We start from the raw sequence: 17,461 nt of genomic DNA on the forward strand, positions 1-17,461 counted from the left end.
GTGACGGCCCGCCGTTCAATAGTGTCCGACCCATGAGCACTCACTATGACGTCGTGGTCCTCGGCGCGGGCCCCGGAGGATACGTGGCCGCGATCCGCGCCGCGCAGCTGGGCCTGAGCACGGCGATCGTCGAAGAGCGTTACTGGGGAGGGGTGTGCCTCAACGTCGGGTGTATCCCGTCGAAGGCGCTGCTGCGCAACGCGGAGCTCGCCCACCTGTTCAACCACGAGGCCAAGACCTTCGGCATCCGGGTCGAGGGCACGGTCACCTTCGACTACGGCGAGGCGTTCAGGCGCAGCCGCAGGGTCGCCGACAGGCACGTCAAGGGCGTGCACTACCTGATGAAGAAGAACGGCATCACCGAGTACGAGGGCCGGGGCGAGTTCACCGACGCGAACACGCTGCGGGTGACCGGTGCCGACGGCGGCGAGCAGACGGTGACGTTCGACAACTGCGTCATCGCGGCGGGCGCGACCACGAGGCTGCTGCCGGGGACGTCCGTCACCGACCGGGTGGTCACCTACGAGGAGCAGATCCTCAGCGAGGAACTGCCCGGCAGCGTGATCATCGCCGGTGCGGGCGCCATCGGCGTCGAGTTCGCCTACGTCCTGCAGAACTACGGCGTCAAGGTGACGATCGTCGAGTTCCTCGACCGGCTCGTCCCGCTTGAGGACGAGGAGGTCTCCGCCGAGCTGGCACGCCACTACCGGAAGCTCGGTGTCGAGGTGCTGACCTCGACCCGCGTGGAGTCCATCGACGAGTCCGGCGACAAGGTGCGGGTGACGGTCTCGCGCGACGGGCGGCAGCAGGTCCTGGAGGCCGACAGGGTGCTGCAGGCGATCGGCTTCGCGCCCCGCGTCGAGGGCTACGGCCTCGAACGCACCGGGGTCGCCCTGACCGACAGGGGCGCCATCGCCGTTGACGGGCACTGCCGGACGAACGTGCCGCACATCTTCGCCATCGGCGACGTGACCGCCAAGCTGATGCTCGCGCACACGGCCGAGTCCATGGGGATCATCGCGGCCGAGACCATCGCGGACGCCGAGACGATGGAACTCGACTACGTCATGATCCCCAGGGCGACGTACTGCCAGCCCCAGATCGCCAGCTTCGGCTACACCGAGGCCCAGGCGCGCGACCTCGGCTACGACGTCCGGGTGGCGAAGTTCCCCTTCACCGCCAACGGCAAGGCCCACGGCCTCGGGGACGCGGTCGGCTTCGTGAAGGTCGTCAGCGACGGCGAGCACGGCGAGCTGATCGGCGCCCACCTGATCGGCCCCGAGGTCACCGAGCTGCTGCCCGAGCTGACGCTGGCCCAGAAGTGGGACCTGACCGTCACCGAGATCGCCCGCAACGTGCACGCCCACCCCACGCTCGGCGAGGCGGTCAAGGAGGCGATCCACGGCCTGGCCGGCCACATGATCAATTTGTGACCCGTCCCCGGTGTCCTCGGGGGAAGAAAGGACACCGGGGACAGGGCCCTATCCGGCGGAGGCGTAGGTGACCAGGAAAGCCTGGGCCGTCCGGGCGAGGCCGTTGTAGCAGGCCACATTCCGGACGGTCACCGCGAGCGCGCCGGTGTTCCACGGTGTCAGAAGGTTGCAGTATTCGGGGCCGGGGCCGTACGCGGTGACCTGCACATGGTCGAGAAGCCCTCCGACCTGCGGGAACGTCACCAGGCGCAACCCCGCTCCGCCGGAGCGCAGGGTGTTGACGGCACTGCGGGAGTTGTGGTTGACCCTGGCGGGCGACGGGGAGTACGGCCCGGCGTCGGCCGGGAGGTTGTCGAAGGTGTAGGCGAACCTCCTCGAAGGGAGCGCCGTCCCGGTGATCGCCCGCTCACGCTGGTAGGTGAGCGTCCAGCCGGTGCCGACCGGGGTGGCCGTCGCGTCGTGACAACGCACCCTGATGTTCTGCCCCGCCGCCGTGGACGTCCAGGCGGCGATCTTGCAGCGTGCGGGCCGTACGGGATCGACCGCGGTCACCTGCGCGCCACCCGCCCGGCGCGCCGAGCCAAGACCGGGCAGGAAGACGTCCCAGGTGCCCGTTGGCCCCGCGGTGACGGTGTTCGCGCCGCCCGAGGAGTTGAACCGCGAGACGACCGCCGTGCCGTCGTGGTGGACGTAGCCGAAGGCCTTCGGCGCGGGCAGCCTGCCCGTGCTCTGCTCGAACAGGACGGTGAACGGAACCGTCACCGGGGCGCCGCCGTACCGGTGGCACCGCACGGTCACGAGCAGGTCGGCGCCGGAGGGACCCCACCACAGGGCCTGGCACCACTCGGGGCGGGGAGAGACGGCCGTGACGTGCACGACGCCACCCGTCGTCGCCAGCCCGGGGAACCTGACGTAGGTCGGCCCTCCGTCCGGGGTGAGGACCGTGACGACCGGGCCCGGTGTCCAGCTTCCCGCCTGGCGGGCGAGGGTGGGGACGCCGTTCTGCGTGTTGACGAGGGCGAACCCCCAGCGGTTGGGGACGGCCGTTCCCGCGTCCGCCGCGGGGATGGTGAGGTCGCCCGTGAGCACGGCGAGGACGCAGAGGATCGACGTGATGACCTTTCGTGACCGACGCATGCCGCTCTCCATCGGCTGAGGGGGGACAGGCGACCAGGCATGACCGGGAGACACCTGGTTGAGCGTTCTTCGAGCTCTCGACGACCCGCGACCGACCGGTCTCCTGCCCGGAGACCGGCGAAACACCGTGGGCGGCCGGAAGCGCCCACACCTGACCACAAAGCGTCAGTCGCCGATTACCCTACGTCATAGTACGGCTCGCGCCCGCCCCGTCAACCCCTCGGGGGCGGCCTCTCACTCCCGGCCGGGGACGCTTCCCCCCGAGGCGCGCCGCAGCGAGCCGACCACGTCGGAGTCGATGGCGAAGAAGCTGTAGAGGTCGGTCATCCGCAGAAGCCGTTCGAAGGGCCCCCGCACTCCCGCCAGGCGCATCCAGCCGCCCGCGTCGAAGGTCATGGTCATCCCGCCGAGGAGGGTGCGCAGGCCGTTGGAGTCGCAGAAGGTGATGCCTCCCGCGTCGAGGACGATCCTGGGACGGCTCTCCTCGATCAGCCCCCGGATGGCCTCCCGCAGCAGCGGGCTCGACGTCCTGTCGATGTCGCCCTCGACGGTGAGCACGGCGCAGTCCGTCTCCTCGTGGTGGGTGACGTGGACGACCAGCTGCCTGCTCACACCCACCCTCTCCCCTCACCGGTGACGCGGACCGGCCTGATCACACGGTATACCCCCACCTTCGCACAGCCGGACGGCCGGCGGGAGACATGTGCGTAACGCCCCAGGAACGCCCCGGCGCGCCCCACACGCCCGGCATGACCGGATAGCCGGTGCGGCGTGCGAGAAGGCGACACAAGTGCCCTCGGAGCCACAAAACCCAGGCTGGACACCGCACGTAGCGACTTGTTTACTGCTCGTGACCGCAACAGCACCATCCGTAACAGGAGAGAGCATGCGACTCACCACCCTCACGACCGCCACCCTCGCCGCCGTCGTCGGCTGCGCGGGCCTCGCGACCGTGACCACCCTCCCGGCCTCAGCCACCACGGCCTCCACCACGGCGGCTTCCTCCATGGCCGCCGACTTCAGCGGCTACCAGATCGTCAAGCTGCCCAACGCCAACGTGCCCAACTTCACCCGCCGCGTGGTCAGGTGCCCCGCGGGCAAGCGGGCCATCGGCGGCGGCGCGGAGGCCCAGGGCAACCGTGCGATCCTGGTCGGCTCCTTCCCGACCGAAGACGGCAGCGGCTGGTACGGCATCGGCCGCCAGGACGGCTACAACGACGTCGGCATCAGCGTCTACGCGATCTGCGCCAACGTCGGCTGACCACGCTCCCACCGGTCCGTTCCGAGGCGCGGACGGGCCGGCGGGAGCCCCAGGCTCCCCGCCACCTTCCACCTCCGCCGACGACAAGCCATAATCACTTTCGGTGTCTGCCAAGTAACTTAACGTCAGACAACGGAGGGTTCGTCGTGAGGCGTCTGCGCTACCGCTTCGACAACCTCGTCACCCGGGGAAGCCGGGCCCTGCTGGCCCTGCTCGTCCTTGTGGCGCTCGCCATCTCGGTCGTCGGGGCGACGGCCCTCGTCGTCCTGGCTCCGGGCGCCGCCGACCTGCCCCTCGCGCTCTGGTCGGGGTTGACGGTGGCCCGGGAGGAGGGCCCGCCGCCGCTTCCCGGCAGCACCCCGGTGGTCGCCCTGACCGGGATCGTGATCTTCAGCACGCTCGTCGGCCTCGTCAAGACGGGACTCGACCGCAGACTGGCCGGGCTGCGCAAGGGCCGTTCTCCGGTGGTCGAGCGTGGCCACACCGTGGTGCTCGGCTGGTCGGAGCAGATCTTCCTGATCCTTTCCGAGCTGGCCGCCGCAGGTGAGACGACCTGCGTGGCGATCCTCGCCGACATGGACAGGCCCTCCATGGAGGAGGCCATCAGGGACAGGGCCGTTCTGCCCCGCGCCCTGCGCGTCGTGTGCCGTACGGGCAACCCGACGGATCCCGCCGACGTGGCGATCGTCAGCCCGGAGCGCGCGCGGGCGGTCATCGTGCTCGGCTCCGAGGACGCCGACTCCGACGCCAGGACCATCAGGAGCCTGCTCGCGCTCGACGCCGCCGGGGTGCGGCCGAGGGTCCAGTTGGTCGCGGGGGTCCGTGACCCGGACAACCTGGTCGCCGCCCGTCTGGCGGGCGGGAGCGGGGCCCTGGTCGTCGACGTCGACGAGATCTCCGCCCGGGTCGTGGTCCAGAGCTGCCTGAACCCGGGCCTGTTGCGGGTCTACGGTGAGCTGCTCGGCTCTGGAGGCAGTGAGATCTGCTTCCGGCAGCCCGGTGACCTCGTCGGAGAGAGCTTCGGCGACGCCCTGCCGGCCCTGGAGAACGGCTCCCTCATCGGTCTGGAGCGCCGGGGCGGGATCATGCTCAACCCCTCCGCGGGGACCCGGATCGACGCGGACGACCGGCTTGTCCTGATCATGGCCCATGGCGGCGCCAAGCAGTTCCGCGCCTCGTCCGAGCCCGACAGGCGCGCTGTCGTCGCCTCCGGTGAGCACACCCCCGTGGCCCACCGTGTCCTGGTCCTCGGCTGGAACGCCCGCGGTCCCGCGATCGTGGCCGAGTTCGACCGCCGCATGCCACCGGGGTCGCAGGTGCGGGTCGTCGCGCACGATCCCCGGATGACCTCCAGGATGGACGCCCTGGCGGGCACTCTCACCAACGTGACCCTCGCCCACGAGACGGGCGACATCACCCGGTATGGCACGCTCGACGCGCTGGGCGTCGGGTCCTACGACCACGTCCTGATCCTGGCCGACGACCGGCTCGGCGCGCACGTCGCCGACTCGCGCACGCTCCTGACCCTCCTGCACGTCAGGGAGATGAGCAGGAGCAACGGCTGGCGGCACAGTCTGGTGACGGAGATGGCCAGGGAGTGCGACCGGCGGCTGGCCGAGGTCACCGAGGTGGACGACCTGGTCGTCCCCGCCAGGGTGACGGGCCTGCTGATGATCCAGATCGCCGAGCACCCCCGGCGCCACGACGTGTTCACCGACCTGTTCGCCTCGGGGGGCCAGGAGATCTCCATCAGGCCCGCGGGTGACTACGTGCGGCTGTCGGCCCCGGTCGACTACGCCACCGTGGTCGCCGCCGCCCGCGCCTACGGCGAGGTCGCGATCGGTTACCGAGGGGACCGTACGGCACGCGGCGACGGCGGCGTCGTCCTGAACCCGCCCAAGAGCAGGAAGGTCGTCTTCGAGTCCGACGACGCCGTGATCGTGCTCTCGGGACGCGACCCCAGGAAGGACGGCCTCCGCCCGGCCGCCGAGCCCCGGAGAAGGCTGAACCACGAGATCACCTGAGTCCCCGTACGGCGGGGCTCACGCCCGGGGGTGCTCCCGGGGAAGGCGTCCCAGCTGGAGGTCGTCCAGGAGAGCCCGCGTCGCGACGGCGACGGCGTCCACCGCCCTGTCGAAGGCCTCGGCGTTGCGGGCGGACGGGGACCGGAACCCGGAGACCTTGCGGACGTACTGCAGCGCGGCGGCCCGCACGTCCTCGTCGGTCACGTCACTGGCGTAGGGCTCCCGAAGAGTCTTGATGCTCCGGCACATGCCAGGGACCATATTCCACCCCACCGACAAAACCGGGTGACGCGCCAGGAGGCCGTGGGTGTTCAGCCGCGCCGGAGCAGGCGCAGCCGGGGAAGGTGGTCGGTCAGGGCGCGGGCGTAGGCGATGAGCAGGTGGGGAAGCTCGTCGGCCTGCCTCCACAGGAGCACGGCCTCGGCGTCGAGTGCGGGGATGTCGTCCGGAAGTTCCTCCATCCGGGTGTTCAGGTCGTGGGCGCGGATCTTGGCGCCGAGGGCCGCGTCCACGGCGCGGGAGGCCTGCCCGATCGTCTCGACCGTGCCCGGCTCGGCTCCCGCCTCGTTCAGGGCGCGGACCAGCTCGCCCGTCGGCGGCAGGAGGGGCATCTGGTGGTCGAGCCACATCCGCCCCCACAGACGTCGCCGCCGCGCCTCCGTCCACCCGTCCTGGACGAGCACGGACCTGCCGTCGGGGCTACGCCGGACGGTCATGCCGATCTCGGCGGCGAAGTCACGGCCGCCGACCGGTGTCAGGCCGCGGTCGCCGAGCCGTGCGTCGGCCAGGCTCTCGTCCATCCACACGGCCAGTTCGGCGAGCTCACGGTCCGCCTCGGGGATGGCCGGGAGCAGGGCAAGCTGGTGCTCGTCCATGTGGGTGTAGGGGTCGGCCGCCGCGACGCGGACGGGGGTCAGCCGCGCCCCGACCAGTTGGGCGACCACGGCGCACGCGGCCACGTCGGCGTACCACGCGGCGAAGACGGCCACCGCGTCCTCCAGCTTCTCCGCCGTCTCCTCCGCGAGGAGCGTCTGCCGGGCGCCCAGCGACTCCAGCGGGTCGATCCTGAGACCGGGTGGGGACCACGTCTCCGCGGCGCGCAGCCGCGCGCTGCGCCCGTCGCTCTCGTACAGGACCTGCCTGAGCTGTACGGCGGCCGCGTACTCGGCCGCGATCCGGTCCGCCGCCCCGGTCAGGGCGTGCAGGACGTGGTCGATCGCCTCGTCGCTCATCGCCTCCCCCGGTGTGGCGGTGAGCACCGCGGAACCCTCGATTCTCACGTGCGGCCTCCCTCGGCTGGGCCCCGGTGGCCTGCGCGGCCGTCTCCGGCGACGGGTTGGCGCACCGCCGTACAGGAATGACACGGAGGGTACGCGAATGGTCACGGACAGACTACTCCCGGGTCACAAGTGACGGGTGGGAATCGGTGGATCCCCAAGGGGGAGTACGGCCCTCCCCTGGGCTTTCTCCGTGGAAAGCGGTGGTGACGCGTCGCGAGAATGCCCGTGGCCGGTTCCGGACACGGTCCTCCGAAATACCCGGTGGGCGCTTCGTTTGAACACCGGCCTCGGCTTGGCCGTACGACGTGGGCGGTTGTGGGGAAGCTCCCGCCACACCGTGGAGAAAGGCGGGAAAAGGGCGGGTGAAATTCATACGGGAAGCACCGATGGGAACTTTCCGCCATTTCTGCTTTCTCTCGGTGACAGGACGTGTCCTGTCCGCTTCCCGCCAGGGACGCGCACCGGGATTCCCAGAGAACCCCCAGTTCACAGCGTTGCTGCCCGGCGGGCAGGCCGTACGGGGAGGTCCGGCCCCGGAGATCCGCTTCCACCTGCCGGAAACCCGGAGCGCAGAGGATGAAAGGCCTGACACCGAGCACTTCCGCTTTGGCGAGTGGACTGCAAGACTGCGTTCGACTGTGCTGCGGGGCTTCATTCCCTTAGACGACCAGGCGTGGGAGGCCGGTGTGGGGGAAACTCGGTTCAGCCGAGATGACAAAGGCACTGGAAGAAGACCGGTCCCACCGGGAAAACCCGTTTCTCACAGGACCGGCCGGGACCGCTCTCCAGGCAGGAGTGGTCGCCGGACGGGTCTTTGCGGGGGCGCGCGGGGGAGGCTCCATGCCCGGCGGTGAGCCCCTCCAGGTGATGGTGTGCTCGACCGGCGCCGCGGGGCTGTCCGGTGTGCGCAGGGCCGTACGGCTGGCCAACCGCCGGGCCGCGGCGGGCAGGCGGCTGCGGCTGCTGCTCGACCCGCGGCTGGTCCGGGACACCGTCGGGATCGACCCCGGGGTGCGGGTCGTCGAGCTGGCCGATCCCGACCCGGGAAACCGCTACCTGTGCCGGGAGCAGGCCGACGCCGACCGCGTCTTCGAGACCCTGCTCGCCCACGGCTGGCAGTCGCAGCCCGTCACGCTGACCTTCGTCGGCTGCGCGGCGCTGGCCCTGACCGTGGTGCGGGCCCGCAGGCTCCTGGGGCTGTTCCGGGACGCCACGATCGAGACGGTCGATCTGGAGCCGCTCACCGGGACCGTCGCGGGGACGCCCTCGGAGGTCTTCGCCCGCTGGGCGGCCGGATACGTGCGCCGGTACGCCGGGACCGTCCTGCGCGCCGACGGCACTCCCCTGAGCCGTGTTTCGGTGGTCATCCCGCTGTTCGACCACGAGCAGCGCGTCCACGAGGCCGTCGCCTCGGTCCGCCGCGACCTGCCCGAGGCCGAGATCGTGGTGGTGAACGACGGCTCGGCGGACCTGGCGACGAACAGGCTGTTCGACGGGCTGAGCGGCGTGGTCAAGGTCAGCCAGGAGAGCCAGGGGCTCAGCGCCGCCCGCAACGCGGGGATACGTCACGGTCATGGCGACTACGTGGTGCCGCTCGACGCCGACGACACGATCAGGCCCGGCTTCCTCGACGCGGCGCGCAGGGCGCTCGACGGCAACGCCGACCTGGCCTACCTCGTCGGCTACACCCAGTACACCGGCCCGCGCCACACCACCTACGCCCCCGCCGGGTTCATCCCTGAGCTGAGCCTGTTCATGCACACCCACGGCAGGGCGACGGGCATGTACCGCAAGGAGGTGCTGCAGGGGGTCGGTGGATACGACCGGCGGTTCCCCACCTCGGAGGACTGGGAGATCCAGATCGCGCTGTACCGGGCGGGCCATCTGACCGACGTCCTGCCGATCGTCGCCCACCGCTCCCAGGGGGACGCCGACCGGGTACAGTCCGCCCTGGACGAACGGATCCGTCACCGGCCGGTCCAGCAGATCATGCGCAAACACCTGCCGATGCTGGACGCGGGCGACCTGCGGGTCGGAATGCTGGTGCTGGCCCACCTGTGGGACGCCGAGTACGAGCCCTGTCTGCCCTCCCCACCGTGGCGGAGTCTGCCAGTCTGAGGGGGTATATCCGGCCGCTGGGTGAGGTGAACGGGTGAGTGAATACCAGTACTACGAGTTCGTCGCCATTGACCGGCCGCTCACGGCTGGGCAGCAGGCGGAGGTCCGCGCCCTGTCCACCCGTGCCAGGATCACCGCGACCGGCTTCGTCAACGAGTACGAGTGGGGCGACTTCAAGGGCAGCCCGCGGGCGATGATGGAGCGCTACTACGACGCCCACCTGTATCTGTCCAACTGGGGAACCCACCGCGTGATGCTCCGTCTTCCCCGGACTCTGCTCGATCCCGCCGTGGCCGGGCGTCACACCGTCGAGGACCGGGTCGACTCCTGGACCTCGGGAGAGCACGTGATCCTGGAGATGGTCAGCGAGGAGGAAGAGGAGGACTGGGAGGACGACATCGAGGGCTCGCTGTCGTCGATCGTCGGGGTCCGCGCGGAACTGGCCGCCGGTGACCCGCGCCCGCTCTACCTCGCCTGGCTGTCGGCCGGTCGAGACGGGGAGGGATCCGCGCCGCCCGTGCCGCCGGGGCTGGGTTCGCTGACCGCCGCCCAGCGGGCGCTGGCCGACTTCCTGCGGGTGGACGACGACCTGCTAACCGTCGCGGCCGAGGTCGGCGGCGCCGTAGACGTCGATCACGCCGCCCTGGCCACCTGGATCGGCGGCCTGCCCGAGCGTCAGAGGAACGCGCTGTTGCTGCGGGTCGCCACCGACGAGGCCGCCCATGTCCGCGCGGAGCTGCTGCGGGACTTCCACGGCCGGGAGACGGTCGCCGAACGTCCGGTGTGGACGGCTCGCGAGCTGGCGGACGCCGCCGCCGTACGCCGGAAGGAGCGCCTGCGGGAGGAACGGCTCCGCCGGGAACGGGAACGTGTCCGCCGGGAACGGCAGGAGGAGCTGGCGCGGGAACGCCGTCTGGACGAGCTCGCCGGGAACCCTGACGAGGCGTGGGGGCGGGTGGAGTCGCTCGTCGGTACCAGAAAGCCTCGTGAGTACGGCCAGGCCGTCGAGCTGTTGCGTGACCTGTGGGCCCTGGCCCGCCGCGAGGACGACCTCGGTGTCTTCACCGGACGCCTGGTTCTGCTCAGGGAGCGGCATCGGGGAAAGTCGAGCCTGATCAGACGGCTCGACGAGGCGGGGCTTCCCTCCGCGTGATCCTGCGCCCCGGCAGTACGGACTCAGGTGCCGGTCGTCCGGGCGAACCCGTCGTGGGACTCGTCACGGAGTTCGTCGGGTGCGTCGGGTTCGCGAAGCTCGCCGGGTTCGCGGAGTTCGTCGAGTTCGTCGAGTTCGTCGCGGAGGAGGGAGTAGAGGAGTTGGTCGTGCCAGCGGCCGCCTCGCCACTGGGCGCGCCGTACGCGGCCTTCGAGGCGGAAGCCGACCTTCTCCAGGCAGCGGATCTCGGCAAGGTTCTCCGGGTCGGTCGTCGCCTGGACGCGTTCGACCCGGGTGTGCGTGAACAGGTAGCGGACGAGCTCCCGCTGGGCCAGGGTCCCGACTCCGCGTCCCCGCCAGGCCGGAAGCAGGCCGATGGCGATCTCCCAGCACAGCGAGGTGTCACGACGCCCCCACCGCCGTTCCAGCCACTCGACCCGCCCGGCCAGCTCACCGTTCACGGTGACGGCGAGCATGTTGTCAGCCCCCGCCAGGAGCCCGCGGGTGCGCAGGGCCTCCCGCAACGCGACCGTGGAGGTGAACCCGAACCACTGGTACGGCGACGCCCCCTCCTCGCCCTGGAAAGCCACGTCGAAAACATCAAGATCAGCCTCAACGACGGGCCGGAGCTCCACGGGCGTTCTCCTTCTGCGGTCGTCCTGCGCGATCTGATGTGCCGGTCCGGATGAGGCGTACGCCGCTTGAGCCCGGTTGATGACGGTGAGATCAACCGGCCGTGGACTCGCCACCGTCACCGGCGAAAGACGTGATCCTGCGGTTGCGGTAATGGTCATGCACTCCGTTGTAGTGCCGCTTCCAGAGTTCGATCTTCTGCTCGAAGGATGGCTTCGGGGTGAGCAGTTCCAGCTCAATGGCGAGGTTGAAGAATCCCGCCCCCGGACCGGGAGAGTCCTTGTGGAGGACCAGCGCCGAGATCATCCATCCGGTCTCGGGGCGGTTCACCTCGACGATCCTTCCGAGGAGGTAGCCGATCGCGGCACGCTCGTCGATTCGTTCGAAGTCGAACCCCGGGAGCCCGGTTCTGTCCACGAGGGCCGCGTTCAGGTCGGTATAGGTGGTCGCTCCGCCCTGGCGCGCGACCTCGATCAGGAATTCCAGACCTGCCTCGACGAACAGGTCCCAGGTGCTCTCGTCACGTCCGTACATCGACATCCCATCGCCTCCGCCCTGGAGGATAACCGAAGAAGTTATTTTTCATCAGCAAAAAACCGATATAGCGGCGCCTGCCTGTCCGGTTTTCCCTGGGTGACGCGCCGGGAAGCCACCAGATCCCCATCAGCATACGAACATGGGCGTCCCTAGACAGTTGCGGACGAACACCATGGACCATCTCGAATCTTCCGGAACACACGCCGAAGAATAAACTAGGCGAAAAGATCCCAAATCCCCTCACACCACCAAGATTTTGAGCTTTCATTCAAAGTGGTGGATAGCAGGAATCTCTCGAAGTGCGATTTTCCCTGTCCGCGTAACCATCGACCGTTATGGTCATGATCGTGTCTAACATATACCTTCATAACGACATACTGCTGTCGATGATGAAAAACCTGGTCAGGGATGGTGCCGACCTGGAACCGGCCAGGAAGGCGTTCGAATCCACCAAGGGTGACTTCGCCGCGAAACTCACCGCCGCGCTGCAGGAACGGTTCGCTCAGATGGTCGCGCCAGAGCTGTTCATCGACGTGCCAGAGCATCCGGAGAAGCTCGGCAAGGCGGAACTGGAAGCACTGCTGCGACCCGCCGCCCACGGTTTCCTTCGGTCGCATCCGACCAAGAGCGAATTACTGGACCAGGCGGAACAGATCCGGTGGCGGCAGGAGAATCGTCCACCCTGGATCCCACGTATTGACCGACACGACGAGCCCATACCGACGCCGGAGACCGGCTCCTCCGATGCGGAGGCTCGTCCCGAACGGCCTCTGACCGTCACCGCCCTCACCGAGCTCGGCGACGTGACCGTCCTGTTGCCGGCTGACCCGCAGCGGGACTCTCGCGAGTGACGCCGTGGGCCAGAGCCCGGCAGGAGGCCGTGAAAACCAGGAAGCCCCAGCTCAACGTGTTGAGCTGGGGCTTCCTGCGCTGTGCGCCGCCAGGGACTCGAACCCCGGACCCGCTGATTAAGAGTCAGCTGCTCTAACCAACTGAGCTAGCGGCGCTTGGCTTCGACAAGACTACCGGACGAGGGGTTGTGGTTGGGACATGAGATGACACGACTCGGCTGTCGTCCCATGCCATGGGATGGCGGTTATTTCGTGTTTTTTCGTTGCTCGCCCCCAGGCCATGACCATGATCGCGAAATGAGTGGGGGGCGTGACCGTTTGGAGGCCTCAGCCGGGGTAGCGGGAGAGGGCCGACGAACCACGTCAAAGGAGAGACACATGCAGCCTGAACTGTGGAGTTATCGTGCTGACGCCTACGACGTCAACCAGAGCCTCGACATCGCGGGCTATCACGTGGAGGCCACCGACGGGAAGATCGGTTCCGTCGACGAGGCGACCTACGAGGTCGGCGAGAGCTACATCGTGGTCGACACCGGGCCGTGGATCTTCGGGAAGAAGGTCCTGCTGCCCGCGGGTACGGTGACCCAGATCGATCCTCAGGAGCGCAGGGTTCACGTCTCGCGCACCAAGGAGGAGATCAAGAACGCCCCCGAGTTCGACGAGTCGAACTTCAAGGAGCCGGTGTACCGCGACTCGGTCGGCGAGTACTACGGCCGCTTCCCCTACGGCGGGACGGGCGTCTACTGATCCGTCTCCGCGACGTCACGCACGGCGAGGGCCCCGCTTCACGGCGGGGCCCTCGCCGCGTTTCGCCCCGGGAACGCGGAAACCCGGAAGGGCGGAAGCCGGAAACGCGGAAGCCCGGGAGCGTGGGAGCGTGGGAGCGTGAAGCGCGGAAGTCCAGAAACCCGAAGGTCCCCGGCAAGACCCAGGGAACGCCTCTGAAAGTCCCCGGGAAGACGCCAGGAAGGCCCCGGGAAAGACGCCAGGAAGATCCCAAAAATCCTGGGAAGACCTCGGGAAGGCATGGAAAAGAGCGATGGCCCCGCCTGGCGGGGCCGTCGCTCTTCAAAAGAGGGTCAGGGCCAGGAAGGATCGCCCACCGGATCGACGGGGCCGTCGAGGACGCCGAGCCGTTCCAGGAGGGTCAGGAAGGTGAGGGCGTACGGCGAGGCCTGGGTCACGGCCGCGACGCGGCCCCAGTCGACCTGCTCGCGCAGCGCCCTGACCTGGGGAAGCAGCGAGCCGTAGTCACAACTGTGCTCGGACAGTGGGAGCAGCCAGGTGATGACCAGGTCTGTCGCCTCAAGGACGGGCACGATCACGGCGGAGGCCTTCATCGGCTCGGCGCGGTCCAGCAGGCCGGGGGTGACGGGACAGTCGCAGATGCTGAAGATCAGGTCCACCAGTCTGCCCTCGTCGTAGGCCTTGACCAGCCAGTCCTCCGGGGGTTTGAGCGTCTCGAAGCCCAGGTTTCCCAGGGCCTCAAGGGCGGTGGGCACGTCCTGCTCCGGCAGGACGAAGTCGACGTCGTGCAGTGAGGGGGCGGCGCCACGCGCGTAGGCGGCGCATCCGCCCGCCAGCGCGAACCTGACACCCGCATCCTTGAGGCCGCTACTGGCTCGCTTCAGCGTTTCCAGGATGGCGTCGGTCACCTCGTGGCTGTGGCTTCCCATATCCCCCGGGTACCCCATGGATTCCCAGATAGGCATAGCAAACCTAGCCCCGGGTAAAGCGCCCTCTTAACTCCACCGACCAGATCCCACATCGGCCCGACGTCGAAGGGCGCTCCGGCCGTGGAGCGTGCCAGCCGTACCCCACCCCTGATGCCCGAAGGAGTTCTGATGAGCGAGCCTGGACATGATCACATCGAGGAACCGGAATCCGACGAGACCCGTAAGGAGCGGGTGGACCGTGAGCTCGGCGAGTTGCTGCAGGGGCTCAGGGTCGCCGTCACCGGGGTGCAGGTGCTGTTCGCCTTCCTGCTGACGCTTCCGTTCGCCGCCGGTTTCCACAAACTGGACAGCGGGGGGCGCTGGCTGTTCTTCATCTCCCTGTTGAGCGCCGCGCTGGCCTCGGTGCTGTTCATCACGCCCGCCGCCCAGCATCGGCTGCTGTTCCGTACGCCACTGAAGGAGAGGATGCTGCACCGGGCCAACACCCTGGGCATCGCCGGGGCCGTCGGGCTGGCGATCGCGATGACCAGTTCGGTCGCCCTGGTGGCGGAGACCGTGATCAACGCCTGGCCGGCCGCGCTGTTCGGCGGTGCCGTCGCCCTGTCCAGCGCGTGGTTCTGGATCCTCCAGCCGATCCTGGATCTTCATAGAACCAGGGATGTTACGTCGTGAATCGTGAGGGCAGAGGCCGGTTATGGCTACCTTGCTTTGGATCATCGCAGTCGTTCTCGTCATCTCCGGGATCTACGTGATCCTGGCCCGCCGCGACCTCCTCTGGGGGATCGTGCTCATCGTTCTCGGCTTCCTCGTGGGTCCCGGGGGTGTGAGCATCTTCAATGTCTGATGCGGGCCCTGCTCGCACCACTCACAACGTCATACGAACCGCCTCGAAGCCTCGGCGGGCCGGGTTCCGTCCGGCCCGCCCGCTTCATCTTTCATACCGAAAAATCACGAAAAATCGTGACGAATCGCAAAAACCGGGTCACAGGCAGTAGATCCCGTAGGCCCGGCCGAGCACAGGAAGCGCGACGTTGCGCACCCTGATGCCACCGGGGGTCACGCCCTTCTCCGTGCCCGCGTGCGCGTGCCCGTGGACGATCAGGTCGGCGCCCTCCGCGTCCACGGCCTCGGCCAGCAGGTAGCTGCCGAGGAAGGGATAGATCTCCAGGGGTTCCCCCGCGAGGGTGTCCTTGACCGGTGAGTAGTGGGACAGCACGACCCTGTGGTCGGCCTGCAGTTCCTTCAGCGCCACCCGCCAGCGTTCCGCGATCCGCTTGGTGTGCCCCACGAAGGCCTTGATCTCGGGCTCGCCGAAGTCGCTGGCGCACTTGCCCGCGTATCCCCCGCCGAAGCCCTTGCCGCCGACGATGCCGAGCCGTACGCCGTCAATGTCGAGCACGGTCGCGTCGTCGTGCAGGACCGTGATCCCCGCGTCGGTCAGCATGGCCGCGATCTCGCCGGGGCGGTCGGAGTGGTGGTCGTGGTTGCCGAGCACGGCGACCACAGGAACCGGCAGGTCGCGGAACTCGTCGGCGACCACGGCCGCCTCGTCCAGGGTGCCGTGCCGGGTCAGGTCCCCGGCGAGCAGCAGCACGTCGGCGTGTTCCTCGATACCGTCAAGCCGTTTGCGGTAGCTCCCCCTGAGGCTCTCGTCCAGGTGGACGTCCCCAACCGCCGCGATACGCAGTTGCCTCACAGCCGTTCCTCCTCCCCCGGCCCCCTGATGTCGAGGACGGTGATCTCGTTGCGGAGCGTCAGCTCCGGGGCTGCCTCGTGGGCCACGTCGGCGATGAGCAGGCGGCGTTCGTCGCCGGAGACCTGCCCGCGCAGGAAGAGCTGTCCGCCCCTGACGTCGACCCGGATGCCGAGCTCGTTGGTCCTGTCGTCCTCGGCCAGTGCGCGTTGCACGCGCGCGGCGACGTACTGCGGAGCCTCCATCGTCGAACTCCTTTCTCCGAAAAACCTCGCGTTCCCGGGAAACCTCCGGCGAAACGCGTTTGGAACTCTCCCCCAGGGCAGAGAGGGCGAACGGATGCCTAGGACGCAGGCACGTGGTGCTGTCGCACACCCGCGGAGCCGCGTCAATGAAGTCCCCCAAGTCCGTGAGAACCTCCAGACGGTCCATGAGGATCGCGATGGTGTCCGAGCACGCCAGCCCCCTCGCCACGATCGGCGGCACCGACGCCGGAGGCCAGAACGTCCACGTCGCCGCCCTGTCCAGGGCGCTCGCCGCGCGTGGGCACGAGGTCGTCGTCTACACCCGCAGGCAGTCGCCCGACCAGCCGGAGCGGGTCCGCCTCGCCCCCGGGGTGACCGTGGTGCACGTCCCCGCGGGTCCCCCGGTCGTGCTGCCCAAGGACGACCTGCTCGCCTGGATGCCCGACTTCGGCCGCTGGCTGGCCCGGCACTGGCGCACCGCGCCGCCGGACGTCGCGCACAGCCACTTCTGGATGAGCGGCCTGGCCACGCTGGCCGCCGCCAGGGATACCGGGGTGGCCGTCGCGCACACCTTCCACGCGCTCGGCACGGTGAAGCGGCGCCATCAGGGCGCGGCCGACACCAGCCCCCGCGAGCGCGTCGGCGCCGAGACCCTCGTCGCCAGGCAGGCGGACGTGGTGGTCGCGACCTGCGCCGACGAGGTGTCCGAGCTGCGCAGGATGCGGCTTTCCGGGCACACGGTACGGGTCGTCCCCTGCGGGGTGGACACCGACGTCTTCACCCCTCGGGGCCCGAGGACGGATCTCGGTGAGGGGCCGGTGCTGCTCGCCCTGGGCAGGGCCGTACCGCGCAAGGGTGTCGAGACCACGATCCGCGCCCTACGGTACGTGCCCGACGCGAGGCTGGTGGTCGCGGGTGGCGCGCCCGGTGAGCCCGAGCTCGACCGCCTGGCGCGCGTCGCCGGGATGTACGGCGTCGCCGACCGGATCCGGTTCCTCGGCCAGGTCTCCCGGCATGACGTCCCGGCGCTGGTCCGCGGGGCCGATGTCCTGGTCAGCGTGCCGTGGTACGAGCCGTTCGGCATCGTGCCGCTCGAAGCCATGGCGTGCGGCGTCCCCGTGGTCGCCTCCGCGGTCGGCGGGCACCTGGACACGGTCGTCCCCGGCGTCACGGGGCTGCTTGTCCCGCCGCGCGCGCCCGAGGTGCTCGGCCGCGCACTGCGCGACCTGCTCGCCTCCCCCGCCCTTCTCACCTCGTACGGCACCGCCGCCGCGGAGCGGGCCAGGGCGCACTACGGCTGGGACCGGGTCGCGAGCCGTACCGAGGCCGTCTATGACGAGGTGCTCGCCGCCAGGACCGGGGAGGCGGGCATGGTGGCTGTCCGCCCGGGTACGGGAGCCGCCTGAACCGGCGAAGGAGA

General features: G+C 69.3%; 19 protein-coding genes and 1 tRNA gene. 10 read left to right on the forward strand and 10 right to left on the reverse strand.

Going from position 1 to position 17,461, the window contains the following annotated elements:
* The first annotated feature begins 32 nt into the window (after positions 1–32).
* Positions 33–1,433 (forward strand): dihydrolipoyl dehydrogenase, encoded by a 1,401-nt coding sequence (gene lpdA, locus FHS44_RS27520; protein ID WP_184719810.1) that lies wholly within the window; start codon positions 33–35, stop codon positions 1,431–1,433.
* Between the two features lie 48 nt (positions 1,434–1,481).
* Here lpdA and FHS44_RS27525 read toward each other — a convergent pair whose 3' ends face one another.
* Positions 1,482–2,570, reverse strand: a complete 1,089-nt coding sequence (locus FHS44_RS27525; RefSeq protein ID WP_184719812.1) for a class I SAM-dependent methyltransferase — start codon at positions 2,568–2,570, stop codon at positions 1,482–1,484.
* Between the two features lie 234 nt (positions 2,571–2,804).
* The gene (locus FHS44_RS27530; protein WP_184719814.1) at positions 2,805–3,182 is read right to left on the reverse strand and encodes an STAS domain-containing protein; all 378 of its coding nucleotides are present in this window, start codon (positions 3,180–3,182) and stop codon (positions 2,805–2,807) included.
* Positions 3,183–3,456: 274 nt separating this feature from the next.
* On the opposite strand from FHS44_RS27530, the gene FHS44_RS27535 reads away from it, so the two are divergent.
* Together FHS44_RS27535 and FHS44_RS27540 are read left to right on the forward strand one after the other, a co-directional pair.
* Entirely contained in the window at positions 3,457–3,831 is a 375-nt protein-coding gene (locus FHS44_RS27535; RefSeq protein ID WP_184719816.1) for a hypothetical protein, read from the forward strand.
* 146 nt (positions 3,832–3,977) lie between these two features.
* The gene (locus FHS44_RS27540) at positions 3,978–5,855 is read left to right on the forward strand and encodes a CASTOR/POLLUX-related putative ion channel (protein WP_184719818.1); all 1,878 of its coding nucleotides are present in this window, start codon (positions 3,978–3,980) and stop codon (positions 5,853–5,855) included.
* 18 nt (positions 5,856–5,873) lie between these two features.
* Here the strand turns inward: FHS44_RS27540 and FHS44_RS27545 are convergent, their stop codons facing one another.
* Entirely contained in the window at positions 5,874–6,104 is a 231-nt protein-coding gene (locus tag FHS44_RS27545) for a DUF2277 domain-containing protein (protein WP_184719820.1), read from the reverse strand.
* 62 nt (positions 6,105–6,166) lie between these two features.
* Complete coding sequence (locus FHS44_RS27550) at positions 6,167–7,135, reverse strand: hypothetical protein (RefSeq protein ID WP_184719822.1); 969 nt, start codon at positions 7,133–7,135, stop codon at positions 6,167–6,169.
* Positions 7,136–7,975: 840 nt separating this feature from the next.
* Between FHS44_RS27550 and FHS44_RS27555 the strand changes: the two genes are divergently transcribed.
* Positions 7,976–9,253 (forward strand): glycosyltransferase family 2 protein, encoded by a 1,278-nt coding sequence (locus tag FHS44_RS27555; RefSeq protein ID WP_184719824.1) that lies wholly within the window; start codon positions 7,976–7,978, stop codon positions 9,251–9,253.
* 34 nt (positions 9,254–9,287) lie between these two features.
* Positions 9,288–10,406 carry a hypothetical protein gene (locus tag FHS44_RS27560; RefSeq protein ID WP_184719826.1) on the forward strand — a complete coding sequence of 373 codons (1,119 nt, stop codon included), beginning with the start codon at positions 9,288–9,290 and terminating at the stop codon, positions 10,404–10,406.
* A gap of 23 nt (positions 10,407–10,429) precedes the next feature.
* Here the strand turns inward: FHS44_RS27560 and FHS44_RS27565 are convergent, their stop codons facing one another.
* Positions 10,430–11,041: a GNAT family N-acetyltransferase gene (locus FHS44_RS27565; RefSeq protein ID WP_312863836.1), complete on the reverse strand. Its 612-nt coding sequence runs from the start codon at positions 11,039–11,041 to the stop codon at positions 10,430–10,432.
* Positions 11,042–11,132: 91 nt separating this feature from the next.
* Positions 11,133–11,579: a hypothetical protein gene (locus tag FHS44_RS27570; RefSeq protein ID WP_184719831.1), complete on the reverse strand. Its 447-nt coding sequence runs from the start codon at positions 11,577–11,579 to the stop codon at positions 11,133–11,135.
* A 383-nt stretch (positions 11,580–11,962) separates the two neighbouring features.
* On the opposite strand from FHS44_RS27570, the gene FHS44_RS27575 reads away from it, so the two are divergent.
* Positions 11,963–12,427: a hypothetical protein gene (locus FHS44_RS27575; RefSeq protein ID WP_184719833.1), complete on the forward strand. Its 465-nt coding sequence runs from the start codon at positions 11,963–11,965 to the stop codon at positions 12,425–12,427.
* An 82-nt stretch (positions 12,428–12,509) separates the two neighbouring features.
* Here the strand turns inward: FHS44_RS27575 and FHS44_RS27580 are convergent.
* Positions 12,510–12,583 (reverse strand) — tRNA-Lys (locus FHS44_RS27580).
* Positions 12,584–12,805: 222 nt separating this feature from the next.
* Between FHS44_RS27580 and FHS44_RS27585 the strand changes: the two genes are divergently transcribed.
* On the forward strand, positions 12,806–13,174 hold the full coding sequence (locus FHS44_RS27585) for a PRC-barrel domain-containing protein (protein WP_184719835.1): 369 nt from the start codon (positions 12,806–12,808) through the stop codon (positions 13,172–13,174).
* 332 nt (positions 13,175–13,506) lie between these two features.
* Here FHS44_RS27585 and FHS44_RS27590 read toward each other — a convergent pair whose 3' ends face one another.
* Positions 13,507–14,103, reverse strand: coding sequence for a nucleotidyltransferase family protein (locus tag FHS44_RS27590; protein ID WP_184719837.1), 597 nt, complete (start codon positions 14,101–14,103; stop codon positions 13,507–13,509).
* A gap of 168 nt (positions 14,104–14,271) precedes the next feature.
* Here FHS44_RS27590 and FHS44_RS27595 point away from each other — a divergent pair, with 168 nt between their 5' ends.
* Positions 14,272–14,775: a DUF6328 family protein gene (locus tag FHS44_RS27595; protein ID WP_184719839.1), complete on the forward strand. Its 504-nt coding sequence runs from the start codon at positions 14,272–14,274 to the stop codon at positions 14,773–14,775.
* A gap of 22 nt (positions 14,776–14,797) precedes the next feature.
* Complete coding sequence (locus FHS44_RS27600) at positions 14,798–14,947, forward strand: GPGG-motif small membrane protein (RefSeq protein WP_184719841.1); 150 nt, start codon at positions 14,798–14,800, stop codon at positions 14,945–14,947.
* A 138-nt stretch (positions 14,948–15,085) separates the two neighbouring features.
* Here FHS44_RS27600 and FHS44_RS27605 read toward each other — a convergent pair whose 3' ends face one another.
* Positions 15,086–15,799, reverse strand: a complete 714-nt coding sequence (locus FHS44_RS27605; protein ID WP_312863837.1) for a metallophosphoesterase family protein — start codon at positions 15,797–15,799, stop codon at positions 15,086–15,088.
* Positions 15,796–16,041, reverse strand: coding sequence for a BON domain-containing protein (locus FHS44_RS27610; RefSeq protein WP_184719843.1), 246 nt, complete (start codon positions 16,039–16,041; stop codon positions 15,796–15,798). The genes FHS44_RS27605 and FHS44_RS27610 overlap by 4 nt, the downstream gene beginning before the upstream one ends.
* A 185-nt stretch (positions 16,042–16,226) precedes the next feature.
* Between FHS44_RS27610 and FHS44_RS27615 the strand changes: the two genes are divergently transcribed.
* Complete coding sequence (locus FHS44_RS27615; protein ID WP_184719845.1) at positions 16,227–17,447, forward strand: glycosyltransferase; 1,221 nt, start codon at positions 16,227–16,229, stop codon at positions 17,445–17,447.
* The last annotated feature ends 14 nt before the right edge of the window (positions 17,448–17,461 follow it).

Source organism: Streptosporangium saharense, assembly GCF_014203715.1.
GTDB lineage: Bacteria > Actinomycetota > Actinomycetes > Streptosporangiales > Streptosporangiaceae > Streptosporangium > Streptosporangium saharense.

Coding starts and splice junctions, on each gene's coding strand:
- FHS44_RS27615 (WP_184719845.1), top strand. CDS start 16,227: ATGAGGATCGCGATGGTGTCCGAGCACGCCAGCCCCCTCGCCACGATC.
- FHS44_RS27610 (WP_184719843.1), bottom strand. CDS start 16,041: ATGGAGGCTCCGCAGTACGTCGCCGCGCGCGTGCAACGCGCACTGGCC.
- FHS44_RS27575 (WP_184719833.1), top strand. CDS start 11,963: ATGATGAAAAACCTGGTCAGGGATGGTGCCGACCTGGAACCGGCCAGG.
- FHS44_RS27585 (WP_184719835.1), top strand. CDS start 12,806: ATGCAGCCTGAACTGTGGAGTTATCGTGCTGACGCCTACGACGTCAAC.
- FHS44_RS27600 (WP_184719841.1), top strand. CDS start 14,798: ATGGCTACCTTGCTTTGGATCATCGCAGTCGTTCTCGTCATCTCCGGG.
- FHS44_RS27545 (WP_184719820.1), bottom strand. CDS start 6,104: ATGTGCCGGAGCATCAAGACTCTTCGGGAGCCCTACGCCAGTGACGTG.
- FHS44_RS27595 (WP_184719839.1), top strand. CDS start 14,272: ATGAGCGAGCCTGGACATGATCACATCGAGGAACCGGAATCCGACGAG.
- FHS44_RS27525 (WP_184719812.1), bottom strand. CDS start 2,570: ATGCGTCGGTCACGAAAGGTCATCACGTCGATCCTCTGCGTCCTCGCC.
- FHS44_RS27590 (WP_184719837.1), bottom strand. CDS start 14,103: ATGGGAAGCCACAGCCACGAGGTGACCGACGCCATCCTGGAAACGCTG.
- FHS44_RS27570 (WP_184719831.1), bottom strand. CDS start 11,579: ATGTCGATGTACGGACGTGACGAGAGCACCTGGGACCTGTTCGTCGAG.
- lpdA (WP_184719810.1), top strand. CDS start 33: ATGAGCACTCACTATGACGTCGTGGTCCTCGGCGCGGGCCCCGGAGGA.
- FHS44_RS27535 (WP_184719816.1), top strand. CDS start 3,457: ATGCGACTCACCACCCTCACGACCGCCACCCTCGCCGCCGTCGTCGGC.
- FHS44_RS27555 (WP_184719824.1), top strand. CDS start 7,976: ATGCCCGGCGGTGAGCCCCTCCAGGTGATGGTGTGCTCGACCGGCGCC.